Annotated in this window: 19 protein-coding genes; 6 read left to right on the plus strand and 13 right to left on the minus strand. The window is 64.6% G+C overall.

Annotated elements, in window-relative coordinates; genetic code table 11:
* Positions 1 to 2: 2 nt before the first annotated feature.
* Genes AKL02_RS12705 through AKL02_RS12715 form a run of 3 tightly spaced genes read left to right on the plus strand, consistent with a single transcriptional unit; the run spans position 3 to position 4,483 of the window.
* Positions 3 to 677, plus strand: coding sequence for a P-loop NTPase family protein (locus AKL02_RS12705; RefSeq protein WP_078522845.1), 675 nt, complete (start codon positions 3 to 5; stop codon positions 675 to 677).
* A 50-nt stretch (positions 678 to 727) separates the two neighbouring features.
* Positions 728 to 2,893, plus strand: a complete 2,166-nt coding sequence (locus tag AKL02_RS12710) for an RNA degradosome polyphosphate kinase (RefSeq protein WP_078522846.1) — start codon at positions 728 to 730, stop codon at positions 2,891 to 2,893.
* A gap of 39 nt (positions 2,894 to 2,932) precedes the next feature.
* Positions 2,933 to 4,483: a Ppx/GppA family phosphatase gene (locus AKL02_RS12715; protein WP_083078875.1), complete on the plus strand. Its 1,551-nt coding sequence runs from the start codon at positions 2,933 to 2,935 to the stop codon at positions 4,481 to 4,483.
* On the opposite strand, the gene AKL02_RS12720 is transcribed toward AKL02_RS12715, so the two are convergent.
* From AKL02_RS12720 to AKL02_RS12740, 5 genes are all read right to left on the minus strand, one after another.
* Positions 4,480 to 4,908: a hypothetical protein gene (locus tag AKL02_RS12720; protein ID WP_083078876.1), complete on the minus strand. Its 429-nt coding sequence runs from the start codon at positions 4,906 to 4,908 to the stop codon at positions 4,480 to 4,482. The two genes, AKL02_RS12715 and AKL02_RS12720, sit on opposite strands and share 4 nt — an antisense overlap.
* A gap of 43 nt (positions 4,909 to 4,951) precedes the next feature.
* The gene (locus AKL02_RS12725; RefSeq protein WP_083078877.1) at positions 4,952 to 5,959 is read right to left on the minus strand and encodes an endonuclease/exonuclease/phosphatase family protein; all 1,008 of its coding nucleotides are present in this window, start codon (positions 5,957 to 5,959) and stop codon (positions 4,952 to 4,954) included.
* Positions 5,959 to 6,645 carry a tellurite resistance TerB family protein gene (locus AKL02_RS12730; RefSeq protein WP_078522912.1) on the minus strand — a complete coding sequence of 229 codons (687 nt, stop codon included), beginning with the start codon at positions 6,643 to 6,645 and terminating at the stop codon, positions 5,959 to 5,961. The genes AKL02_RS12725 and AKL02_RS12730 overlap by 1 nt, the downstream gene beginning before the upstream one ends.
* Before the next feature lie 214 nt (positions 6,646 to 6,859).
* Complete coding sequence (gene scpA / locus AKL02_RS12735) at positions 6,860 to 8,989, minus strand: methylmalonyl-CoA mutase (protein ID WP_078606120.1); 2,130 nt, start codon at positions 8,987 to 8,989, stop codon at positions 6,860 to 6,862.
* Positions 8,961 to 9,890, minus strand: a complete 930-nt coding sequence (locus tag AKL02_RS12740; RefSeq protein WP_083078878.1) for a hypothetical protein — start codon at positions 9,888 to 9,890, stop codon at positions 8,961 to 8,963. The genes scpA and AKL02_RS12740 overlap by 29 nt, the downstream gene beginning before the upstream one ends.
* 178 nt (positions 9,891 to 10,068) lie before the next feature.
* On the opposite strand from AKL02_RS12740, the gene AKL02_RS12745 reads away from it, so the two are divergent.
* Positions 10,069 to 10,545 carry a DUF4174 domain-containing protein gene (locus AKL02_RS12745; protein ID WP_083078879.1) on the plus strand — a complete coding sequence of 159 codons (477 nt, stop codon included), beginning with the start codon at positions 10,069 to 10,071 and terminating at the stop codon, positions 10,543 to 10,545.
* A gap of 98 nt (positions 10,546 to 10,643) precedes the next feature.
* On the opposite strand, the gene AKL02_RS12750 is transcribed toward AKL02_RS12745, so the two are convergent.
* The 6 genes from AKL02_RS12750 to AKL02_RS12775 form a co-directional block, all read right to left on the minus strand.
* On the minus strand, positions 10,644 to 12,647 hold the full coding sequence (locus AKL02_RS12750) for an acetyl-CoA carboxylase biotin carboxylase subunit (RefSeq protein WP_078571735.1): 2,004 nt from the start codon (positions 12,645 to 12,647) through the stop codon (positions 10,644 to 10,646).
* 152 nt (positions 12,648 to 12,799) lie between these two features.
* Positions 12,800 to 13,006 carry a YMGG-like glycine zipper-containing protein gene (locus AKL02_RS12755; RefSeq protein ID WP_078571734.1) on the minus strand — a complete coding sequence of 69 codons (207 nt, stop codon included), beginning with the start codon at positions 13,004 to 13,006 and terminating at the stop codon, positions 12,800 to 12,802.
* Positions 13,007 to 13,355: 349 nt separating this feature from the next.
* The gene (locus AKL02_RS12760; RefSeq protein ID WP_083078880.1) at positions 13,356 to 13,748 is read right to left on the minus strand and encodes a hypothetical protein; all 393 of its coding nucleotides are present in this window, start codon (positions 13,746 to 13,748) and stop codon (positions 13,356 to 13,358) included.
* A gap of 63 nt (positions 13,749 to 13,811) precedes the next feature.
* Positions 13,812 to 14,153 (minus strand): hypothetical protein, encoded by a 342-nt coding sequence (locus AKL02_RS12765; protein ID WP_108722403.1) that lies wholly within the window; start codon positions 14,151 to 14,153, stop codon positions 13,812 to 13,814.
* 484 nt (positions 14,154 to 14,637) lie between these two features.
* Complete coding sequence (locus AKL02_RS12770; protein ID WP_232621613.1) at positions 14,638 to 15,159, minus strand: DUF6497 family protein; 522 nt, start codon at positions 15,157 to 15,159, stop codon at positions 14,638 to 14,640.
* An 8-nt stretch (positions 15,160 to 15,167) separates the two neighbouring features.
* Positions 15,168 to 16,700: an acyl-CoA carboxylase subunit beta gene (locus AKL02_RS12775; protein ID WP_083078881.1), complete on the minus strand. Its 1,533-nt coding sequence runs from the start codon at positions 16,698 to 16,700 to the stop codon at positions 15,168 to 15,170.
* Between the two features lie 235 nt (positions 16,701 to 16,935).
* Here AKL02_RS12775 and AKL02_RS12780 point away from each other — a divergent pair, with 235 nt between their 5' ends.
* Positions 16,936 to 18,330, plus strand: coding sequence for a helix-turn-helix domain-containing protein (locus tag AKL02_RS12780; protein ID WP_078522857.1), 1,395 nt, complete (start codon positions 16,936 to 16,938; stop codon positions 18,328 to 18,330).
* A 61-nt stretch (positions 18,331 to 18,391) separates the two neighbouring features.
* Here AKL02_RS12780 and AKL02_RS12785 read toward each other — a convergent pair whose 3' ends face one another.
* Both AKL02_RS12785 and AKL02_RS12790 read right to left on the minus strand, forming a co-directional pair.
* Positions 18,392 to 18,637 (minus strand): HP1242/YdcH family protein, encoded by a 246-nt coding sequence (locus AKL02_RS12785; protein WP_078542708.1) that lies wholly within the window; start codon positions 18,635 to 18,637, stop codon positions 18,392 to 18,394.
* 71 nt (positions 18,638 to 18,708) lie between these two features.
* Complete coding sequence (locus AKL02_RS12790; protein ID WP_232621614.1) at positions 18,709 to 19,323, minus strand: thermonuclease family protein; 615 nt, start codon at positions 19,321 to 19,323, stop codon at positions 18,709 to 18,711.
* Between the two features lie 116 nt (positions 19,324 to 19,439).
* Between AKL02_RS12790 and AKL02_RS12795 the strand changes: the two genes are divergently transcribed.
* Positions 19,440 to 19,823 carry a DoxX family protein gene (locus tag AKL02_RS12795; protein WP_083078883.1) on the plus strand — a complete coding sequence of 128 codons (384 nt, stop codon included), beginning with the start codon at positions 19,440 to 19,442 and terminating at the stop codon, positions 19,821 to 19,823.
* The last annotated feature ends 1 nt before the right edge of the window (position 19,824 follow it).

Here is a 19,824-nt window from a genome sequence, read left to right on the forward strand (position 1 = left end):
GAATGGCCGAGCAGTTGACCTTCCCGCTGCACCTGCGTTCCGCGCAGGGGCGTGAAGACTTCTTCATCTCGCCAGCCAATGCGCTGGCGGTGACGACCCTCAATGCGCCCGAAACATGGCCGCTGGGCCGGATGATCCTGATCGGGCCGGAAGGCGCGGGCAAGACGCATCTCGCGACGATCTGGGCCGATGAACAGGGCGCCGACATCCTGCCCGCCCGCGATCTGACCGAAGAGATGGCCCCGGCCCTCGTCGCGAAAGGGGCCGCCGTGATCGAACGCGCCGAGAGGATCGGCGCGGATGAGGCGGGCCAGCGCGCGCTGTTTCACCTGCACAATCTGATGCAGGCCGAGGGCGGGCGGCTTCTGCTGACCGCGCGCACACCGCCGCGCGACTGGGGGATGACCCTGCCCGATCTGATCAGCCGGATGGAGGCGACCGCGACGGTGCGGATCACGCCCCCCGATGACGCGCTGCTGGCGGCCGTTCTGGTGAAGCTGTTCTCGGACCGGCAATTGACCGTGCCGCCGAACCTGATCGGCTGGCTGGTGACGCGGATGGACCGCTCTCTAGCGACCGCGCGCAAACTGGTCGCGGCGCTCGATCGGCAGGCGCTCGCGCAGCGCCGTGCGATCACCCAAAGACTGGCGGCGGAGGTTCTGGACAGTCTCGACTGAGCCGCGCAAACTGTCACGGAGCCATTACAAAATCCAACGATAAGCGCGCCATGACCCAAGCAGATTTCCTCAAGACCCCCTTCCCCACGCCGATCACGCTGCCCGAGTCGGAGATCAGCGGACCGGGCCGGTTCTTCAACCGGGAACTGAGCTGGCTGGCCTTCAACTGGCGGGTTCTGGAAGAGTCGCGCAATCCGCGTGTGCCGCTCCTGGAACGCGTGCGCTTCCTGTCGATCTCGGCCACCAACCTCGACGAATTCTACACCGTGCGCGTGGCGGGCCTGATGGAGCTCGTGCGCGAGAGCAACGTGAACGCCTCCGATGACGGGCTGACCCCGGCCGAGCAGCTGGAAAAGATCAACGCCAACGCCCGGCGGCTGATGGACACCCAGCAGGCGACGTGGTCGGCGCTCAAGCGCGAGATGGAGCGCGAGGGCATCCATGTCGTGAGCCGCTCGCGGCTGACCAAGCGCGATCTCGATTTCCTCTCGGATCACTTCCTCAACAACGTCTTCCCGGTGCTCTCGCCGCTGGCGATCGACCCCGCGCACCCCTTCCCCTTCATCCCGAATACCGGCTTCTGTCTCGCGCTGGAGCTGGAGCGGGAAAGCGATCAGCGACGGTTGCAGGCTCTGCTGCCGATCCCGGCGCAGATCGACCGTTTCGTGCGCCTTCCGGGCGAGGCGCGGTTCCTGCCGCTCGAGCAGCTTCTGATGCTGCATCTGAGCTCGCTCTTCCCGGGCTACAAGGATGTGGGCTCGTGCTCGTTCCGGGTGCTGCGCGACAGTGATCTGGAAGTCGAGGACGAGGCCGAAGATCTCGTGCGCGAGTTCGAGACCGCGCTGAAGCGGCGCCGCCGCGGTCAGGTCATCCGCATGTCGGTCTCGCCCGGCGCGCCCGAAGACCTGCAGGCGCTTGTGATGCGCGAGCTGCATGTCGATCCCGACGAGGTGGTCGAGGAAAAGGGTCTGGTCGGCATTGCCGACGTGAAGGAACTGATCCTGAACGAGCGGCCCGATCTGCTCTGGCCGACTTTCACCCCGCGCGTGCCCGAACGCGTGCAGGACCACGAGGGCGACATGTTCGCCGCGATCAAGCAGAAGGACATCCTGCTGCACCACCCCTACGAGACCTTCGATCTCGTGGTGCGCTTCATCGATCAGGCGGCGAACGATCCCAACGTGCTGGCGATCAAGCAGACGCTCTATCGGACGTCGAAAGACAGCCCTGTCGTCTCTTCGCTGTGTGAAGCGGCAGAGAACGGCAAATCGGTGACCGCTCTGGTCGAGCTGAAGGCCCGGTTCGATGAGGCCGCCAATATCCGCCAGTCGCGCCGTCTGGAGCGCGCGGGCGCCCATGTCGTCTATGGGTTCATCAACTACAAGACCCACGCCAAGATCTCGACCGTCGTGCGCCGCGAGGGCGACCATCTCGTGACCTACACCCATTACGGCACGGGCAATTACCACCCGATCACCGCGAAGATTTATACCGATCTGAGCTTCTTCACCTGCGACGCGGCACTGGGGCGCGATGCGACGAAGGTCTTCAACTACCTCTCGGGCTATGTGCAGCCCGAGGGTCTGGAGAACCTCGCGATCTCGCCGATCACGCTGAAGCCGCGCCTGCTCGACCTGATCGACCGGGAGATCGAACACGCCAAGGCGGGCAAACCCGCGGCGATCTGGGCGAAGATGAATTCGCTGATCGAATCCGACGTGATCGACGCGCTCTACCGGGCGTCGCAGGCGGGGGTGAAAATCTCGCTCGTGATCCGCGGCATCTGCGGCATCCGCCCCGGCATCAAGGGCCTGTCGGAGAATATCCGCGTCAAATCCATCGTCGGACGGTTCCTCGAGCATTCGCGCATCGTGTGCTTCGGCAATGGCCACGCCCTGCCTTCGAACGACGCGCGGGTGTTCTTCTCCTCCGCCGACTGGATGGGGCGCAACCTCAACCGCCGGGTCGAGACGCTGGTGGAGGCAAAGAACCCCACCGTGAAGGCGCAGATCGTCAGCCAGATCATGGCGGCGAACATGGCCGACGAGGCGCAGAGCTGGATTTTGCAGCCCGACGGCAAGTTCATCCGCCACCTGCCCGACGACCGCGAGGACCTGTTCTCCTGCCACCGGTTCTTCATGGAATACCCCTCGCTCTCGGGCCGGGGTTCCGCTGGGGCAAGCGACGTTCCCGAACTTGCCCATAGCTTCGACTAGCCCTAGCTTTGGGTGCGAACGACTCGAACGGACGGGCAGATGAGCAAAGACAAAGCGGCGCCGGCAGTTGATGACAGCGACGATTGGGATCCGTTCGGCCAGCCTCTCTTCGACGACCCGTCCGTGCGCGCGCTCTCGCGCGTCGGCGTCGTCGATATCGGCTCCAACTCGATCCGGATGGTCGTCTTCGACGGCGCGGCGCGCAGCCCCGCCTATTTCTTCAACGAGAAGGTCATGGCGGGTCTCGGCCAAGGTCTGGCAGAAACCGGCAAGCTCAACCCCGAGGGGCGCGAACGCGGCCTGACCGCGCTCAAGCGCTTTGCCGCGCTCGCCGAGGGGATGGACATCGGCCCGCTCACCTGCGTCGCCACCGCCGCGATGCGCGATGCCGAGGACGGCCCCGAGTTTCACCGCAAGATCGAGAAAGAGACCGGCCTCAAGGTCCATATCGTCGACGGGCTGGAAGAGGCCCGGCTGTCCGCGCAAGGAGTGCTTCTGGGCTGGCCCGAGGCCGAGGGTCTCGTCTGCGATATCGGCGGCAACTCGATGGAATTGGCCGAGATTCGCGGCGGCAAGGTCTGGCGTCGCGCCACCTCACAGCTTGGCCCCTTCCGCTTGCAGCAGATCGCGGGCGGCAAGAAGGCCATCACCGCCCATATTCAGGCGACGATGCAGGAGCTGGCCGAGAAGGTCGGCACCGAACACGAACGCATCTACCTCGTCGGCGGCTCGTGGCGGGCCATCGCACGTCTCGACATGGAGCGGCGCGACTACCCGCTGCTGGTGCAGCACGAATACCGGATGAAGCCCGACGAGCTGGGCGAGACGATCGAGTGGATCGGCAAATCCGACATGGAGAAGCTGCGCGCGAAAACCGGCACCTCCTCGGCGCGGATGGAACTCGTCCCGCTGGCAAGTCAGGTGCTGCGCGAGTTGATCGCCACCTTTGAGCCCAAGGAGATCGACGTCTCCGCCTACGGGATCCGCGAAGGGCTCCTCTACGAACAGATGCCCGAAAGGCTGCGCCGCCGCGACCCGCTGGTGGAAGCCGCGCGCCATACCGAGCGCGTGATGAGCCGGATGCCCGGCTTCGGCAAGAAGCTCCACGCCTTCATCGAGCCGATCTTCGGGCCCCTTCCGCCCGAGAAATTCCGTCTCGTGCGCGCGGCCTGCCTGCTGCATGACACGACGTGGCGCACGCATCCCGATTACCGCGCCGAGGCCTGTTTCGAGAACGTCACCCGCGCGAATTATTCGGCCATGTCCCACCCCGAGCGGATCTGGCTCGGCGTGGCGCTACTGCACCGCTACAAGAACTCGCGCGGCGGATCGCGGCTGGAACCGTTCCTGCCGCTGCTGACGGAAGAGCAGATTCAGGAGGCCGAGGTTCTGGGCAAGGCGATGCGCTTCGGCTCGATGTTCGCGACCCACAGCCCCGCCGATGCGGGCGAGCTGAAATATTCGGCCAAGAAGGGCGAGCTCGAATTGAAGCTGACCAAGCGCGGCAAGGCGCTGATGGGCGAGGTTGCCGAGTCGCGCTTCCGCTCGCTTGCGAACGCGCTGAAGGCCGAACCGATCATCACGGATTAAAGCTCGATACCGCCCTCAGGGATCTCGATGGGCCCGCCCTGGTTCGGCGCGTCCTTTTGCGGCGCGTCCTCCGGCGGCTCGGTCATCAAAGGCGGCGGCGGCGGCGCGTCCGCGTTGCGCCGCATGATGATATCGCCATTGGGCAGCCGCTCGGGCGCGCCGTAATTCGACATATCGTCGACCAGCGCGAGGAATTGGCGCAGCTTCGGCCCCAACTGGGCCGCAGCCTCCCCCAAGCCTTTTTGCATCTCGTCGAGCTGCGGCTTCATCTCGCCCATGAGCCCCCGAAACAGCGACTGCGCGCCCTCCTGCAGCAAGGAGAACCCGCGATCGACATCGCCGCCAGCGTCGCCGCCCTCCTCCTGCGCGGAGACGGGCGTTGCCAGAAGGGCGAGCGAGAGAGCGATGATGAGCGGCTGTTTCATAGTTCGATCCTACGCTGAAGCGGCGCGAAAATCACGCCCCCGATCAGTCGATATCGACCGAGACGGGAAAATGATCGGAGGCCTGCAAAAGCGCCTCGCGCAATTCGGGCACGCGGTAGATATGCGGGTCGTCGAACGGGTGCCAGATACGCCACTTCCTCGCCCGGGCCGACAGATCGGGCGAGAGCATCACATAATCCAGCATGGCCGAGAAATACTGCTTCTGATCGACGAGGTAGAACCGCGCGGAACTTGGCGCGGCGGCCGTATGATGCGCTTTCGACAGCCGCGCATGAGGATCGTGAAGCCGCTCCGCGTCCGGGCCGCCCTCGCCCGCGACGATCTCCACGCCCGAGCGCCCGAACAGCTTCTCGTATTCGTCGAGCCCGGGACCGTCGTTGAAATCGCCCAGCACTATCAGGCTGTCGCCCGCCGCGAGATGTTCTTCCACGCGGCCCCGGATCCAGATCGACTGCGCCAGTTGCTTGCGCCGGTTCTCGATCGCCATGCGGGTCGCTGTCTCCAGGCTCGTCGCGCCATGTGGGGCTTTCGACTTCACATGCACGCCGATCAGCCGAAGCACTTCCCCGCTCTGCGTTCCCAACGCGACTTCGAGGGGCGGCTTGGAAAAGGTGACCGTATCCATCCGCGCATCGATATCGAGGTCGATCCGCAGGCTGCCATCGAAGCGCGGCCACGCCTCCGAGCTTTGCGGATCGTGCCGCGCCGTCACGACATCGGGGTCGTAGAGCAGCGCCAGTTCCTGCTGCGTGTCGTTGGAAAAGCCCAGAAGCGCGCGACGCTGGCGCAGCCCGAACCGCTCCGCAAAGCCTTCGAGCATATCCACCGTCTTGTGGCGATGATTGTCGTCGGGCGCCTCGACCACCAGAAGCACATCGGCCTCCAGCGCGCTCATCACGATCGCGATCGCGCCGGTCTGCTGGCTGCGCGTCACATTGTAGCGCGCCGACCATTCACTATCGTCGAGAAGCGTCCCGTTGCGCGCGAAAAGGCTGTTGAACCACTCGATATTCCAAGTGGCGATCCGCATCACGCCTCCGCATGGCTGGCGCGGATTTCCTCCCAGGCCTTGTTGAGCGCGATCACCCGCGCCTGAGACAGCTGCACCGCTTCCTCCGGCAGACCGCGGGCAATCGCCCGGTCGGGATGAGCCTCGCGCACCTTGTTGCGCCAGACCTTGCGCACCTGATCAAGCGGTGTGCCCGGCTCGACCTCCAGCACGGTCCACGGATCGGGATCGGCATCTTCGACGAAGGCCGAACGCATCGCACGGAAACAGCATTCCTCCAGCCCGAAAATCCGCGCGACCTCCAGCAGGAAGGCATCCTCGCCCTCGTGGTAATCGCCATCGGCCAGCGCGATGAAGAACAGGCCTTCCAGCACGTCCTTCAGCACATCCGCGCCGGGGCCGAACATGTTGGCGATCTTGCGGGCATAGGCGTCGAAGCCCGCCACATCGGTCCGCGCCATGTTGAAGACGCGCGCGGCATTGGCTTCCTCTTCCGGCGGAATCTGGAAAATGCGCCGGAACGCCGCCACCTCGTCGCGCGTGACCTGCCCGTCGGCCTTCGCCATCTTCGCCCCCAGCGCAATCACCGCGATGGTGAAAGCGACGGAGCGTTCCGGCGGCTGGCGCAGATTGTCGAAGACCGTCGACAGCGCCTCACCCCGCCCGAGAGCGGAGAGCGCCTGCGCGATACGCGACCAAAGGGAGATGGGCTTGTCCATGGTTCAAGTCTAGCCGCGCTGCGGCGGAAATGCACCCGCGCAAATCCGCCCTGTGATTAAATCGTTGTAATGTTTTGAAATGACTGGCGGCGCGCAGGGTTCCCCCGCGCGCCGCCCAAATTCAAAGCAAAGCCCGAACTTCGCCTTGGTCAAAATATCCCGGGGGGCGCGTTAGCGCGGGGGCAGAGCCCCCTCAGCGCCCTCAGGCCCGCGCCTGACGCACGATGTCGAGGATCTCGCGCGCGGCCAACGGGATGTTGGTCCCCGGCCCGAAGATGGCCTTCACGCCCGCCTTCTTGAGGTAGTCATAATCCTGCTGCGGGATCACGCCGCCGCAGATCACGATGATATCCTCTGCGCCCTTCTCCTTGAGCGCCTCGATCAGCTTGGGTGCCAGCGTCTTGTGACCCGCCGCCTGCGACGAAATCCCGACCACATGCACGTCGTTGTCGATCGCGTCCTGCGCTGCTTCCTCCGGCGTCTGGAACAGCGGGCCCACATCGACGTCGAAGCCGATATCGGCGAAGGCCGTCGCGATCACCTTGGCGCCGCGGTCATGGCCGTCCTGACCCATCTTCACCACCAGCATCCGCGGGCGGCGACCCTCTTCCTCGGCGAAGGTCTCGACATCCTTCTGGATCTGGGCGAAGCCCTCGTCGCCGTCATAGGCCGCGCCATAGACACCAGCCAAAGTCTTCACCTCGGCGCGGTGACGTCCGAACACCTTTTCCATCGCCATCGAAATCTCTCCCACAGAGGCCCGGGCGCGGGCAGCTTCCACCGCCGCCTCGAGCAGGTTGCCACCCTCGGAGGCGCGGCGCGTCAGTTCCGTCAGCGCCGCCTCGCAGGCCGCCTCGTCGCGGCTGGCCCGCATCTTCTCGAGCCGCGCGATCTGGTTGTCGCGCACCTTCGCATTGTCGATATCGAGAATATCCAGCTCGTCCTCGGTCTCGCGGCGATACTTGTTCACCCCGACCACGACATCCTCGCCCCGGTCGATCAGCGCCTGCCGCCGGGCGGCCGTTTCCTCGATGCGCAGCTTGGGCATCCCCGAGGCCACGGCCTTGGTCATACCACCCATCTCCTCGACTTCCTCGATCAGCTCCCAGGCCTTCTCGGCCAGTTCCGCCGTGAGGCTCTCGACGTAGTAGGAGCCCGCGAGCGGATCGACCACGTTGGTGATCCCGGTCTCTTCCTGCAAGATCAGCTGCGTGTTGCGCGCGATCCGGGCCGAGAACTCGGTGGGCAGCGCGATCGCCTCGTCCAGCGCGTTGGTGTGCAGCGACTGCGTACCGCCAAGCGCTGCCGACATCGCCTCATAGGCCGTCCGGATCACGTTGTTATAGGGGTCCTGTTCGGCCAACGAGACGCCCGAGGTCTGGCAGTGAGTGCGCAGCATCGAGCTTTGCGGCTTCTTCGGCTCGAACTCTTCCATGATCCGGCTCCACAGCAGGCGCGCCGCACGCAGCTTGGCCGCCTCCATGAAGAAGTTCATCCCGATCGCGAAGAAGAAGCTCAGACGGCCTGCGAACTTGTCGACATCCATCCCCGCCTTGATCGCGGTGCGCACATATTCGCGCCCGTCCGCCAGCGTGTAGGCCAGCTCCTGCACGAGGTTCGCGCCGGCTTCCTGCATGTGGTAGCCCGAGATCGAGATCGAGTTGAACCGCGGCATCTCGTTCGAGGTGTATTCGATGATATCCGCGATGATCCGCATCGAAGGCTCGGGCGGATAGATATAGGTGTTGCGGACCATGAACTCCTTGAGGATGTCGTTCTGGATCGTGCCCGACAGAACGCTGCGGTCATGGCCCTGCTCTTCGCCGGTGACGATGAAGTTGGCGAGGATCGGGATCACCGCGCCGTTCATCGTCATCGAGACCGAAATCTGATCGAGCGGGATACCGTCGAACAGGATCTTCATGTCCTCGACGCTGTCGATCGCCACGCCCGCCTTGCCGACATCGCCCTCGACGCGCGGATGGTCACTGTCATAGCCGCGGTGGGTGGCGAGGTCGAAGGCCACCGACACGCCCTGCTGACCGGCGGCGAGCGCCTTGCGGTAGAAGGCGTTCGACTCCTCGGCGGTCGAGAAGCCCGCATATTGCCGGATCGTCCACGGACGGCCCGCATACATCGTGGCGCGCGGCCCGCGCGTAAAAGGCGACAGGCCCGGCATGGTGCCCAGATGGTCGAGCCCCTCCACGTCCTCTTCGGTGTAAAGCGGCTTCACCGCGATCCCTTCGAGCGTGTTCCAGGTCAGGTCCTCGAACGGCCTGCCACGCAGTTCCTTCTCGGCGAGGTTACGCCAGTCCTCTTTCTTGTCCGTCATGGCCAAATCCTTCTTCCACTGTCGCCGCGGCGGGTGTCTTCCCCGCGTCTTCGGCCGTCATTTCCACGAAATTCAGTCCCGGCGGCGCGTGGCGCAGCCAGGTCAGATCCTCCAGATAGCGGGCTGTCATCTGCGCGCGCTGCACCTGATCGAAGGGCATCCAGCGCCCCTGCCCGGCCGCGACTCGGTGCCCGGCGCGCAGCAGCCCCTCGCGCAGCGCCGCGCGCCCCGGGGCCGCGTTACGCCGTTTGCGGGCATCGAACAGCCCGGCAGGCAGGCCTTCGCCCGGCACGAGCGCCTGAAGCTGGGCCTGCGGCTCCGCCCCCAGGGCCTCATGGCTCCAGACCGTGACGGGCGCCCCAAGCGCGGCCTGCGCCTGCACGATCACCTCCGGCCAGCCGCGCGGATGATCGGCAAGCCGCGCAAGCCCACGCGCATCGGGCAGGCCAGCGCCCCGCCCCGCCATCACCGACAGCACCGAGGACCACCACATATCATAGCGCCGCATCGACAGCGCCACGCCGCCCAGATGCGTGCCCAGCACCTGCCGCGCACGCTCCAGCCGCCCCGCCGCATCCGGGTAGAGCGTCAGCATGTCCACGCATTGCGGCATCGCGCCCAGCAGATTTTCCTCAGAGATCACCAGATGGCGCATCCCCTGATCGGCGAGCCGGTCCAGATCGAACGCCAGCGCGGTTCGCAGCCGCGACAGCGCCGTCCCATCCTCCGGCGTCACCAGATCGGGGCGCTTCACCAGCCCCGAGAACAGCCCCGCCCGCGTCCGGTCCGGCCCCCAATAGGCGATCCCGCCCGTGGCCAGCGCATCGGCGTTTTGCAGCATCCACGCCTGAAACGTCGTCGTCGCGGTGCGATGCGCCCCGATATGCAAAATGACATCCATGCCCGGCCCCCACGGCCCCGGGTCCAAGCGGCACCCCGCCGCAGCCCCGAAAACCCGGCGCCAGTCTGCACCGCGAGTCCTTGCGGGGCGCTTAAAGGACGCATTTGGCGAAAATTCGCAGGGCCCGGCATGGTGCGAGAGGCCTTCCGCGCATATATCAGGAACGAGAGAGGAGCCCATGACCCGTCTATTATCCCTTGGACTCGCTGCATTTCTTGCGCTGACGCCCTTTGCGGTCGCAGCCCAAGAGAGCACCGTCGATCTCGCCGTGGCAGAGCCCGAGGTCACGCCCCCCTTCGCACCGGTCGATGGGGCGGATGCGGATCTGGACGCGTTCGTCTGGCAGAAACGGCCCATCGTCGTCTTCGCCGACAGCCCGCTCGACCCGGCCTTCAAGGAGCAGATCCGGTATCTGAAGGACCATTGGGCGGAACTGGCCCGGCGCGACGTCGTCGTCATCACCGACACCACGCCCGATCCGGCGAGCGACGTGCGCCGCACGCTGCGCCCGCGCGGGTTCTCCCTCGTCATCATCGCCAAGGACGGCACGGTGAACCTGCGCAAGCCCGCCCCGTGGGACGCGCGCGAGATCGTCCGCTCGATCGACAAGATGCCGATCCGGCGCGACGAGATCCGCGAAGAGCGCGGCTTCTGACCACATCCCTGCACGAAACCGCGCGCCAATAGATCGCGCCCCGCCGTGGCGGGGTGAGCCGGTCGCCCGGCCTCCCTATGCCACGGCGCGGGCGTCACTTATTCGAACTCCATGATGATGTCGTCGACGGCAAGGCTCGCGCCCGCCTCGGCGTTGATCTTCTTCACGGTGCCCTTCTTCTCGGCGCGCAGGATGTTCTCCATCTTCATCGCCTCGACGGTGGCCAGCGGCTGACCCTCCTGCACTTCCGCGCCTTCCTCGACCGAGATCTTCACGACGAGACCCGGCATCGGGCAGAGCAGGAATTTCGAGGTATCCGGCGGCAGTTTCACCGGCATCAGCTGCGCGAGCTCGAACTGGCGCGGCGTGCGGACATGCACCTTCAGATCGGCGCCACGCACGCGGATGCGGAAGCCCATCGGGATCTTGCCGACCTTGAGGACCAGCGGTGCACCGTTCACGCTCAGCTCGGCCAGCGGGTCGCCCGGGGTCCAGTCGCTCTCGACCCGCATCTCTTCGCCATCCTCGAAGATGATGGTCGAACCATGGCGATCCGCGTTCACCTTGAGCTTGAAATCCTCATCCTGCAGCGAGACCGCCCAATCCACGCCGACCTTGCGCTCGTGGTTGCCGAGCGTGCCGGAGATCTTGGTGCGCCGGATCTCGGCCACGCGCTCCATCGCCGCCGTGGCCGCCGCGACCTTGCGCAGCATCCCCTCGTCCAGCGTCACACCATTGAACCCTTCAGGATATTCCTCTTCGATGAAGGCGGTGGTTATGTTGCCGGTCACGAAACGCTCGTGATCCATCACAGCCGCACAGAACGGCAGGTTGTGACCGATGCCCTCGACCTCGAACATATCGAGCGCAAGACGCATCTCTTCGATCGCCTCGCCACGGCTCGGCGCCCAGGTGCAGAGCTTGGCGATCATCGGGTCATAGAACATCGAAATCTCGCCGCCCTCGAAGACGCCGGTATCGTTGCGCACGATGCCGCCCGAAGCGGTCTTGCCTTCCACCGGCGGACGGTAGCGGGTGAGACGCCCGATCGAGGGCAGGAAGTTGCGATAGGGATCTTCGGCATAGAGGCGGCTCTCGATGGCCCAGCCGTTGATGCCGATATCTTCCTGTTTCATCGGAAGCTTCTCGCCATCGGCCACGCGGATCATCTGCTCGACGAGGTCGATGCCGGTGATCAGCTCGGTGACCGGGTGCTCCACCTGAAGACGGGTGTTCATCTCGAGGAAGTAGAAGTTCTTGTCGCCATCGACGATGAATTCCACCGTGCCCGCGCTGCAGTAATCCACCGCTTTCGACAGGGCCACGGCCTGCTCGCCCATCGCCTTGCGCGTCTCAGGGTCGAGGAAGGGCGACGGCGCCTCTTCGATGACTTTCTGGTTGCGGCGCTGGATCGAGCATTCACGCTCGTTCAGGTAGACGCAGTTGCCGTGCTTGTCGGCGAGCACCTGAATTTCGATGTGGCGCGGTTGCGTCACGAATTTCTCGATGAAAATACGGTCGTCGCCGAAGCTGTTCGCCGCCTCGTTCTTCGACGACTGGAAGCCCTCGCGCGCCTCTTCGGCATTCCAAGCGATGCGCATCCCCTTGCCGCCACCACCTGCGGAGGCCTTGATCATCACCGGATAGCCGATCTCGTCGGAGATCTTCACCGCCTCATCGGCATCCGCGATCAGCCCCATATAGCCGGGCACGGTCGACACGCCCGCCTCTTTCGCGAGCTTCTTCGAGGTGATCTTGTCGCCCATCGCCTCGATCGCGCCAGAGGGCGGGCCGATGAAGGCGACGCCCTCTTTCTCCAGCGCCTCGGCAAACTTCTTGTTTTCCGACAGGAAGCCGTAGCCCGGGTGAACCGCCTCGGCGCCCGACTGACGGATCGCATCCATGATCTTGTCGATCACGATATAGGACTGGTTCGCGGGCGGCGGGCCGATATGGATCGCCTCGTCGGCCATCTGGACATGCAGCGCCTGCGCATCGGCATCGGAATAGACGGCGACCGTCTTGATCCCCATCTTCTGCGCCGACTTGATGACGCGGCAAGCGATCTCGCCACGGTTGGCGATCAGGATTTTCTTGAACATGTCAGGCCCTTCCCTTCCGGTGCGGGAGGGGCATCCCCCCGCCCCGCGTGTCGTGTTCATGATGTGAGACAAAAGAAAAACCGCCACCGGAGCGCGCAGCACCGATGGCGGTCGAATAGCGATCGGACGCGGTCAGAGCCGCGCAGATGTGCTTAGTACGAGCGCTGGCAGACGCCCGCGTCGTCGCAATAGGTGCCCGCGAGCGCGCCGAGAGCCGCGCCGGTGAGCGCGTTGTTGTCGGTCGCATCCGCGATGATCGCGCCGCCGGCCGCACCGGCAAGGGCGCGCTGGCCGTCGGTTTGCATGCAGCCTGCGAGAGCGAGGCCGGCAAGGACAAGAAGGATCGGGGTTTTACGCATGGGAAACTGCCTCCAATAGCGGTTATGATTGGACGCGAGTTTATCGCGGCGCCGTGAAAAGCCAACGGCGAAAACGCGAGCTGAAGCCCCATCGGCGAGCTATCGCCGCTCCCCTTCACATCTTGGCGGTGCCCCCCTTGACCCCCGAAAGAAAAAAGCTGCGGCCCGACCATAAGATCAGGCCGCAGGAATAGGGAAGGGGTAGGGATATTAAACAAGCCGCGGGTGTTGGGGACAGTACGGCTTGCCCGCTCAATGTGACCGCGCGCACCGGCGATTGCAAAGGCGAAATCCTTGCAACCATGAGGTTCGGCGGCATGCCGCCATTTCGCGCAGGACATCAGCGAAATCATGCCCAATCCTCATCCTCGTCATCATCGAAGGTAAAGGCGTCGGGATCGGCGAAGACCTCCGGGAAGGAGGCTTCCGCGCGTTTCACGTCGATTTTGAGAAGCGCCTCGTAGCTTTCTGGATCGAACGGGTCTTCGGCAGCCAACACCTCGCGCCCGAAGAGCCAGCTCAACCGGCCCGCATCGAGATTGCCGCGCTCGAACGGCTCTTCGCCGAACTGCGCCCAGAGCGCGGCCATGAAGCCCGCATCGGCCTTGCGATCGCCATGACCGCGATCGGCATAGCGTTCACGCCGGATGAGTTTCGTCGCGCCCTTCTTGTTGGCACGGCGAATGGTGAATTGATAATCCGTCGAGGGTAACCGCGACGGGAAACCGCGATGCTTCAGCATGACGCGCCCTCCCCTTTAAAGTTGCTGGGACGGCGCGTGCTGAGCGTTAGCGGTGCAACACTGTTACCCGCGCGTCGGGTCGTTCGGAGTTGTCGAGCGAGGCGTTCCCGTCGGCTGACGCATTGATCCGCCGCGCGGCTCGGGCACACATTGTGCCGGTCGCTGCGCTGTTGCGGCAGTCGCGGTCTCGAGCGGTCCGCATTCGAGCGGACAGTCGGGCACGGAAGCCGGGTATTGCGAGTCGACGAGCCGTCCAGTCGGTCGGCAGGAGCCGCCACTCGCGACGGGGCCGCCATATTTGCCGGTATAGACCGGCTCCACGGTGACAGGTGCAGGTTCAGGCTTGGGCGCACAGCCCACAAGCAGGGCCGCGCAGGCAACCGCGCCCAGAGAAATTCGGACCATCTCACTCTCCCCCATTCTTTGTTGGAATGGCTAAGAGCATACTCTGGAAGGATAATTGCCGCTAGGTAACCGTATGGCGTATCACACAGCGCCACGGCTCCCGCAGGGATCGCGGGGGCAAGGCGACGGCTGCCGCCCCGCCCCGCACGCAGATTATTTGTACTTGCCGGTGTAGGTCGGCTCGGTGGTGACGGCCACCGGCGCGGGCTCAGGCTTGGGTGCGCAGGCTGCGACGAAGGCCACAAGGCCAAGCGCGATGAGAGCTTTCGACATGTCGTTCTCCTGTCCAAGGGGGCGCCCGCCCCGATCTCGGCGAGGTTCGGCACGACCCGTTTCAATACGGGGACCGAAATTACTTTCCCCAAGGGCAGGTTAGCCTGCAAATCCCGCTCACGAAAGCGCGATTTCGCCGTGAGCGGCTGCGCTTGCGCGCGCCCCGGCATCATGCCCTCCAAGCTGTGATCTGCGGTTCCGGCCAAAGCCATCAGAAAAACTCCCAAACGCAATTTCCGTCCTCGACGGAAAAGCTGTCGAAATATTGCACCACCTCGGGGGCGGCATCGCCGAACGGCACGATCTGGTCCGACAGGCTCACCATCACCTGCGCGGGCTCCGGACCGGGCTGCGGCAGGCGCGGCACCACCCACCCGTTGCACAGCGCCTCGATATCCTGCAGCGCGATATCGGAGGACAGCGGACTGCGCCCTCCGATCTGCGGCGCGAGGAAGCGAAAACGATAGGTCAGTCCGTCCGGCCCGGCCTCGTTATGGATCACGTCGATCCACCAGACCTTCTGCCCGGACGGGACCGGGATCGCATCGCCCTTCGTCCCCTCCGGCCCATCGCCCGGCCCCAGATCCTCACCCAGATTGCCCGGATGCATGACCGTGCCGTAATCGGGCACCGGCGGCACCTCCCGCAGCTCCTGAGCCGATGCGGGCAATGCCAGCACCAGCCCGGCGAAAGCGCCGGGCAAGAGCGTCGTGATCCTCGGCCTGCCCGTCATGCGCCTCCTCAGAGCGGGATGTTATCGTGCTTCTTCCACGGGTTGGACAGCTTCTTCGAGCGCAGCGCCGCAAAGGCACGGGCCACCCGGCGACGCGTCGAACGCGGCTGGATCACCTCGTCGATGAAGCCCTTCTCGGCCGCCACGAACGGGTTCGCGAACCGGTCCTCGTAATCGGCGGTGCGCTTGGCGATCTTCTCGGGTTCGCCCAGCTCCGAGCGATAGAGAATTTCGACCGCACCCTTGGCGCCCATCACCGCGATTTCCGCGGTGGGCCAGGCGTAGTTGAAATCGCCGCGCAGGTGCTTGGAGGACATAACGTCATAGGCCCCGCCATAGGCTTTGCGGGTGATGACGGTGACCTTCGGCACGGTCGCCTCGCCATAGGCGAACAGCAGCTTCGCGCCATGCTTGATGACGCCGTTATATTCCTGGCTGGTGCCCGGCAGGAAGCCCGGCACGTCGACGAGCGTCAGGATCGGAATTTCGAACGCGTCGCAGAAGCGTACGAAGCGCGCGGCCTTGCGGCTGGAATCGATGTCCAGACAGCCCGCCAGCACCATCGGCTGGTTCGCGACCACACCGACCGTCTGACCTTCGAGACGGATGAAACCGGTGATGATATTGCCCGCGAAATCCTTCTGGATCTCGAAGAAATCTCCCTCATCCGCGATCTTCAGGATCAATTCCTTCATATCGTAGGGGGTGTTCGCGTTCGACGGCACCAGCGTGTCGAGCGACGCCTCGATCCGGTCCACCTCGTCGAAGAAGGGCCGCACGGGCGCCTTCTCGCGGTTCGACAGCGGCAGGAAGTCGATCAGGCGGCGGGTCTCGAACAGCGCCTCGACATCGTTCTCATAGGCACCATCGGCGACCGAGCTTTTCTTGGTGTGGGTGGTCGCGCCGCCCAGTTCCTCGGCCGTCACATGCTCGTTCGTGACCGTCTTCACCACGTCGGGGCCGGTGACGAACATGTAAGACGTGTCCTTCACCATGAAGATGAAGTCCGTCATCGCGGGCGAATAGACCGCACCGCCGGCACAGGGCCCCATGATGAGGCTGATCTGCGGCACCACGCCCGAGGCCATGATGTTGCGCTGGAACACGTCCGCGTAGCCTGCAAGCGAGGCCACGCCTTCCTGAATCCGCGCACCGCCCGAATCGTTGATGCCGATCACCGGCGCACCGTTCTGGACCGCCATATCCATGATCTTGCAGATCTTCTCGGCATGGGTTTCCGACAGCGAGCCGCCGAAGACCGTGAAGTCCTGGCTGAACACATAGACCATGCGCCCGTTCACGGTGCCCCAACCGGTGACGACGCCGTCGCCATAGGGCTTGCTCTCTTCCATCCCGAAATCGGTGCAGCGATGGGTTTTGAACATGTCGAACTCTTCGAAAGAGCCCTCGTCGAGCAGCAATTCGATCCGCTCGCGCGCGGTCAGCTTGCCCTTCTTGTGCTGCGCCTCGATGCGTTTCTCGCCGCCACCAAGGCGGGCTTCGTCGCGCCGATGCTCCAGCTCCTTCAGGATGTCTCTCATGAGGGTCCTCCGCATAATTTCCCGGCACACTATTCCGAACGCAACAATCTTACAAAGGGGATTCGAGAAAATTTGCAAATAATTGGCAAGCAACGGATAGCGAATTGCATAACTGCGAAGTCCGCCGCTGATCGAAGCGTATCTCCGATTGGTCCCGCGACACCGCCTCAGACTCGGGAAAGTTTGACGCCGAATGTTTGCAAAGCTACAAATTCCTTTGCAAAGGGAGGGACAGATGGCGACTCAGAAACTCTATGCCGGTGTGAAACTGCGCGAAACCCGCACGCGGCTCGGCCTGACCCAGAAAGCCTTCGCCGAGCGTCTCGGCGTGTCGCTGCCCTATCTCAACCAGATGGAGAACAACCACCGCCCGGTCTCGGCACAGGTCGTGCTGGCGCTGGCGAGCGAATTCGGCCTCGACGTGACCGAGCTCTCGGCAGGCGATGCGGAGCGGCTGGTCTCGGACATGCGCGAGGCGCTGGCCGACCCGATCTTCTCCGATGGCGCGCCGCCCCTGGCAGATCTGCGGCTCGCGGCGTCCAATGCACCCGCCCTCGCCCGGTCTTTCCTCGAGCTACACCGCGCCTATCGCCAGACCCATGAACGCCTCGCCTCGCTCGACGAAGCCCTGGGCCGCGAGGGCGCGCAGACGGTGGTTTCGCCCTGGGAGGAGGTCCGCGACTTCTTCCACTATTGCGACAATTACATCGACGCCGTCGACCGCGCCGCCGAGCGCTATTCCTGCCGCGATGGCAATCGGTTGGAGCCCATTCCTCATGCGATCGACACCCTCGCGAAGCGGGGCATCGACGTGCAGTTTTCCGACATTTCGCAGCTGCGCGAGCGTGACGGCAATCGCCTTCTGATCAACGCCCATGCGGGCCGCCCGACGCAGGCGTTCCAACTGCTCCATCAGGTCGCGCTGATGACCCAGAACGACCTGCTGGAGGCCACGCTCGACCTCGCGCGTTTCCAGTCCGACACCGCCCGCGCCATCGCCAAGATCGGCCTGGCCAACTACTTCGCAGGCGCGGCGCTCCTGCCCTATCGCCCCTTTCTGGAGGCGGCACAGGACACCCGCCACGATCTGGAGCGGCTCTGCGATATCTTCACCGCCTCGACCGAACAGGTCGCCCACCGCCTCTCCACCCTGCAGCGGCCCGGCGCGAAGGGCATCCCCTTCTTCTTCGTCCGCGTCGATCAGGCCGGCACGATCACCAAGCGCCACTCCGCGACCCGGCTGCAATTCGCCCGGTTCGGCGGCGCCTGCCCGCTCTGGAATGTCCACCAAGCCTTTGAGACACCGACGAAATTCCTACGTCAACTCGCCGAGACCCCCGATGGCGTACGCTATCTCTGCCTCGCCCGCGACGTCTCGAAATCGGGTGGCAGCTTCACCGCGCCGGTGCGGCGCTACGCGATCTGTCTGGGCTGCGAGGTGAGCCACGCGAAGGGGCTCGTCTATGCCGACGATATGGAGCTCGGCAATCCCAAGGCCTACCAGCCGATCGGGATCTCCTGCCGGATCTGCGAGCGCAAGGATTGCCACCAGCGCTCGGTTCCGCCGCTGGAGCGCCGGCTGCATGTCGATCCCGACCATCGCGGTCTTCTGCCCTACGACATCGCATAGAAAAACGCCCCGGGGCCGAAGTCCCGAGGCGTCTCACCAAAATCACTCGTTACCCTACAACTCAGGCGTCGGCGGTGCCCAGCATCCGCGCGATCTCGTCCTTCACCGCGGCGCGTTGCTTGCGCAGGTCGGTCTCGGCCAAGCTGTCCATCGGCTCCACATTCGTCTCGGCCCGGTGCACGCGATCGTTGAGCGCGTCGTAATCGTCCAACAGTTTTGCAAAATGCGCGTTGGAGATTTTCAACTCGTGAATCCGATCGAGTTTCGTCGGGAATTCTTCTTGCAGCGTGTGCGGCGTATTGGCCATGTCGCTCCCTTTCCTTGCTGTCGGGTCGACATTAGGCCAGCGCGACTCGGCCCACCTTGATGCGCATCAAATCAACTGCCCGCGCGACGCCATCCCGCGGATTTTGCGTCGGCTTCCGAGCAGAACCACCGCTCGCCCTTGGCCTCGTTGATCCGCGTGGCGGCATAAGAGCGTGTGCCCGGCAGATGATAGAGCCGCCCGCGCCCGGAAATATTGCCTTTGATTGCGCAATTTCCCGGCAGGTTCTGCACCTTGGCGGCTGCACGCACCTCAGCGGGGCGCTGCGCCGCGCCCTGCCAGACGCCGAGCCCCGCGCGCTGCGCCCGCTCTTCCTGCGACACGTAATCGCGCGAATATTTCCGATAGGCGAAGGCCGCCCCGCGCGCGACCATCTCGGCATTCAGGTCGCGCCCGCCTGCCCGGCACACCGCGATCAGCCGCCCGTAGCGATCTTCCTCATCGCCCGAGCAGCGCACCCCCTGCCCCGCAAGCCGCTGCAGCTCCGCCGTGGCCGCCCGTCCGCAGGCCCAGCGCACACCCTGCGCCGTTTTGCAGCTCTGCTTCGCCTCCGGCGCGTCGATCCCGAAAAGCCGCACCCGCGTGTTCGCGACAACAAGCGTATCGCCATCGACGACGCGCGGCAGACCGGTCACCGTCGCTGCCGAAAGCTGCGATGCGGCTGGCATCGCGAGAAGAACGAGGAGTGAACAAATCCTTAACATGCCCCAGATATCGGCGGAACTGATCTCGCACGCAACAGATTTCGTAGCTGAATGGTAAACTCGAAACTTGGGAGGCCCGCATGTCCGACGCACTCAACCTGATCGGCCGTATCCTGATCGCGCTGCTGTTCTTCGGTGGCGCGGTGCAGAAAGTCAGCGATCCGCAGATGGTGGAGGAGATGATCGGCTGGCTTGGCCTGCCCGGCTGGCTGGTCTGGCCCGTGGCGCTGTTCAATCTGATCGCGGCGCTCGGCCTGATCTTCGGCCCGAAGGTGCGGGCTTGGGCCCTCATACTTGCCGCCTATTGCATCTTCACGAGCTGGTTTCACTGGCAGCTGCGCGCCGACCCGTGGCAGGTGACGATCTTCGTGAAGAATTGGGCAATCGCAGGCGGCTTGCTGATCCTCGCAGCGCAGGGGCCGGGGCGCTATGCCCTCAACCTCCCGCGCCGCAAGAACGGTTAGA

The organism is Thioclava electrotropha (genome assembly GCF_002085925.2).
GTDB lineage: Bacteria > Pseudomonadota > Alphaproteobacteria > Rhodobacterales > Rhodobacteraceae > Thioclava > Thioclava electrotropha.

What these genes read in the sequence shown, in the direction of transcription:
- AKL02_RS12705 (WP_078522845.1), top strand. Translation starts at nt 3, where the DNA reads ATGGCCGAGCAGTTGACCTTCCCGCTGCACCTGCGTTCCGCGCAGGGG.
- AKL02_RS12710 (WP_078522846.1), top strand. Translation starts at nt 728, where the DNA reads ATGACCCAAGCAGATTTCCTCAAGACCCCCTTCCCCACGCCGATCACG.
- AKL02_RS12715 (WP_083078875.1), top strand. Translation starts at nt 2,933, where the DNA reads ATGAGCAAAGACAAAGCGGCGCCGGCAGTTGATGACAGCGACGATTGG.
- AKL02_RS12720 (WP_083078876.1), bottom strand. Translation starts at nt 4,908, where the DNA reads ATGAAACAGCCGCTCATCATCGCTCTCTCGCTCGCCCTTCTGGCAACG.
- AKL02_RS12725 (WP_083078877.1), bottom strand. Translation starts at nt 5,959, where the DNA reads ATGCGGATCGCCACTTGGAATATCGAGTGGTTCAACAGCCTTTTCGCG.
- scpA (WP_078606120.1), bottom strand. Translation starts at nt 8,989, where the DNA reads ATGACGGACAAGAAAGAGGACTGGCGTAACCTCGCCGAGAAGGAACTG.
- AKL02_RS12740 (WP_083078878.1), bottom strand. Translation starts at nt 9,890, where the DNA reads ATGGATGTCATTTTGCATATCGGGGCGCATCGCACCGCGACGACGACG.
- AKL02_RS12745 (WP_083078879.1), top strand. Translation starts at nt 10,069, where the DNA reads ATGACCCGTCTATTATCCCTTGGACTCGCTGCATTTCTTGCGCTGACG.
- AKL02_RS12750 (WP_078571735.1), bottom strand. Translation starts at nt 12,647, where the DNA reads ATGTTCAAGAAAATCCTGATCGCCAACCGTGGCGAGATCGCTTGCCGC.
- AKL02_RS12755 (WP_078571734.1), bottom strand. Translation starts at nt 13,006, where the DNA reads ATGCGTAAAACCCCGATCCTTCTTGTCCTTGCCGGCCTCGCTCTCGCA.
- AKL02_RS12760 (WP_083078880.1), bottom strand. Translation starts at nt 13,748, where the DNA reads ATGCTGAAGCATCGCGGTTTCCCGTCGCGGTTACCCTCGACGGATTAT.
- AKL02_RS12765 (WP_108722403.1), bottom strand. Translation starts at nt 14,153, where the DNA reads ATGGTCCGAATTTCTCTGGGCGCGGTTGCCTGCGCGGCCCTGCTTGTG.
- AKL02_RS12770 (WP_232621613.1), bottom strand. Translation starts at nt 15,159, where the DNA reads ATGACGGGCAGGCCGAGGATCACGACGCTCTTGCCCGGCGCTTTCGCC.
- AKL02_RS12775 (WP_083078881.1), bottom strand. Translation starts at nt 16,700, where the DNA reads ATGAGAGACATCCTGAAGGAGCTGGAGCATCGGCGCGACGAAGCCCGC.
- AKL02_RS12780 (WP_078522857.1), top strand. Translation starts at nt 16,936, where the DNA reads ATGGCGACTCAGAAACTCTATGCCGGTGTGAAACTGCGCGAAACCCGC.
- AKL02_RS12785 (WP_078542708.1), bottom strand. Translation starts at nt 18,637, where the DNA reads ATGGCCAATACGCCGCACACGCTGCAAGAAGAATTCCCGACGAAACTC.
- AKL02_RS12790 (WP_232621614.1), bottom strand. Translation starts at nt 19,323, where the DNA reads ATGCCAGCCGCATCGCAGCTTTCGGCAGCGACGGTGACCGGTCTGCCG.
- AKL02_RS12795 (WP_083078883.1), top strand. Translation starts at nt 19,440, where the DNA reads ATGTCCGACGCACTCAACCTGATCGGCCGTATCCTGATCGCGCTGCTG.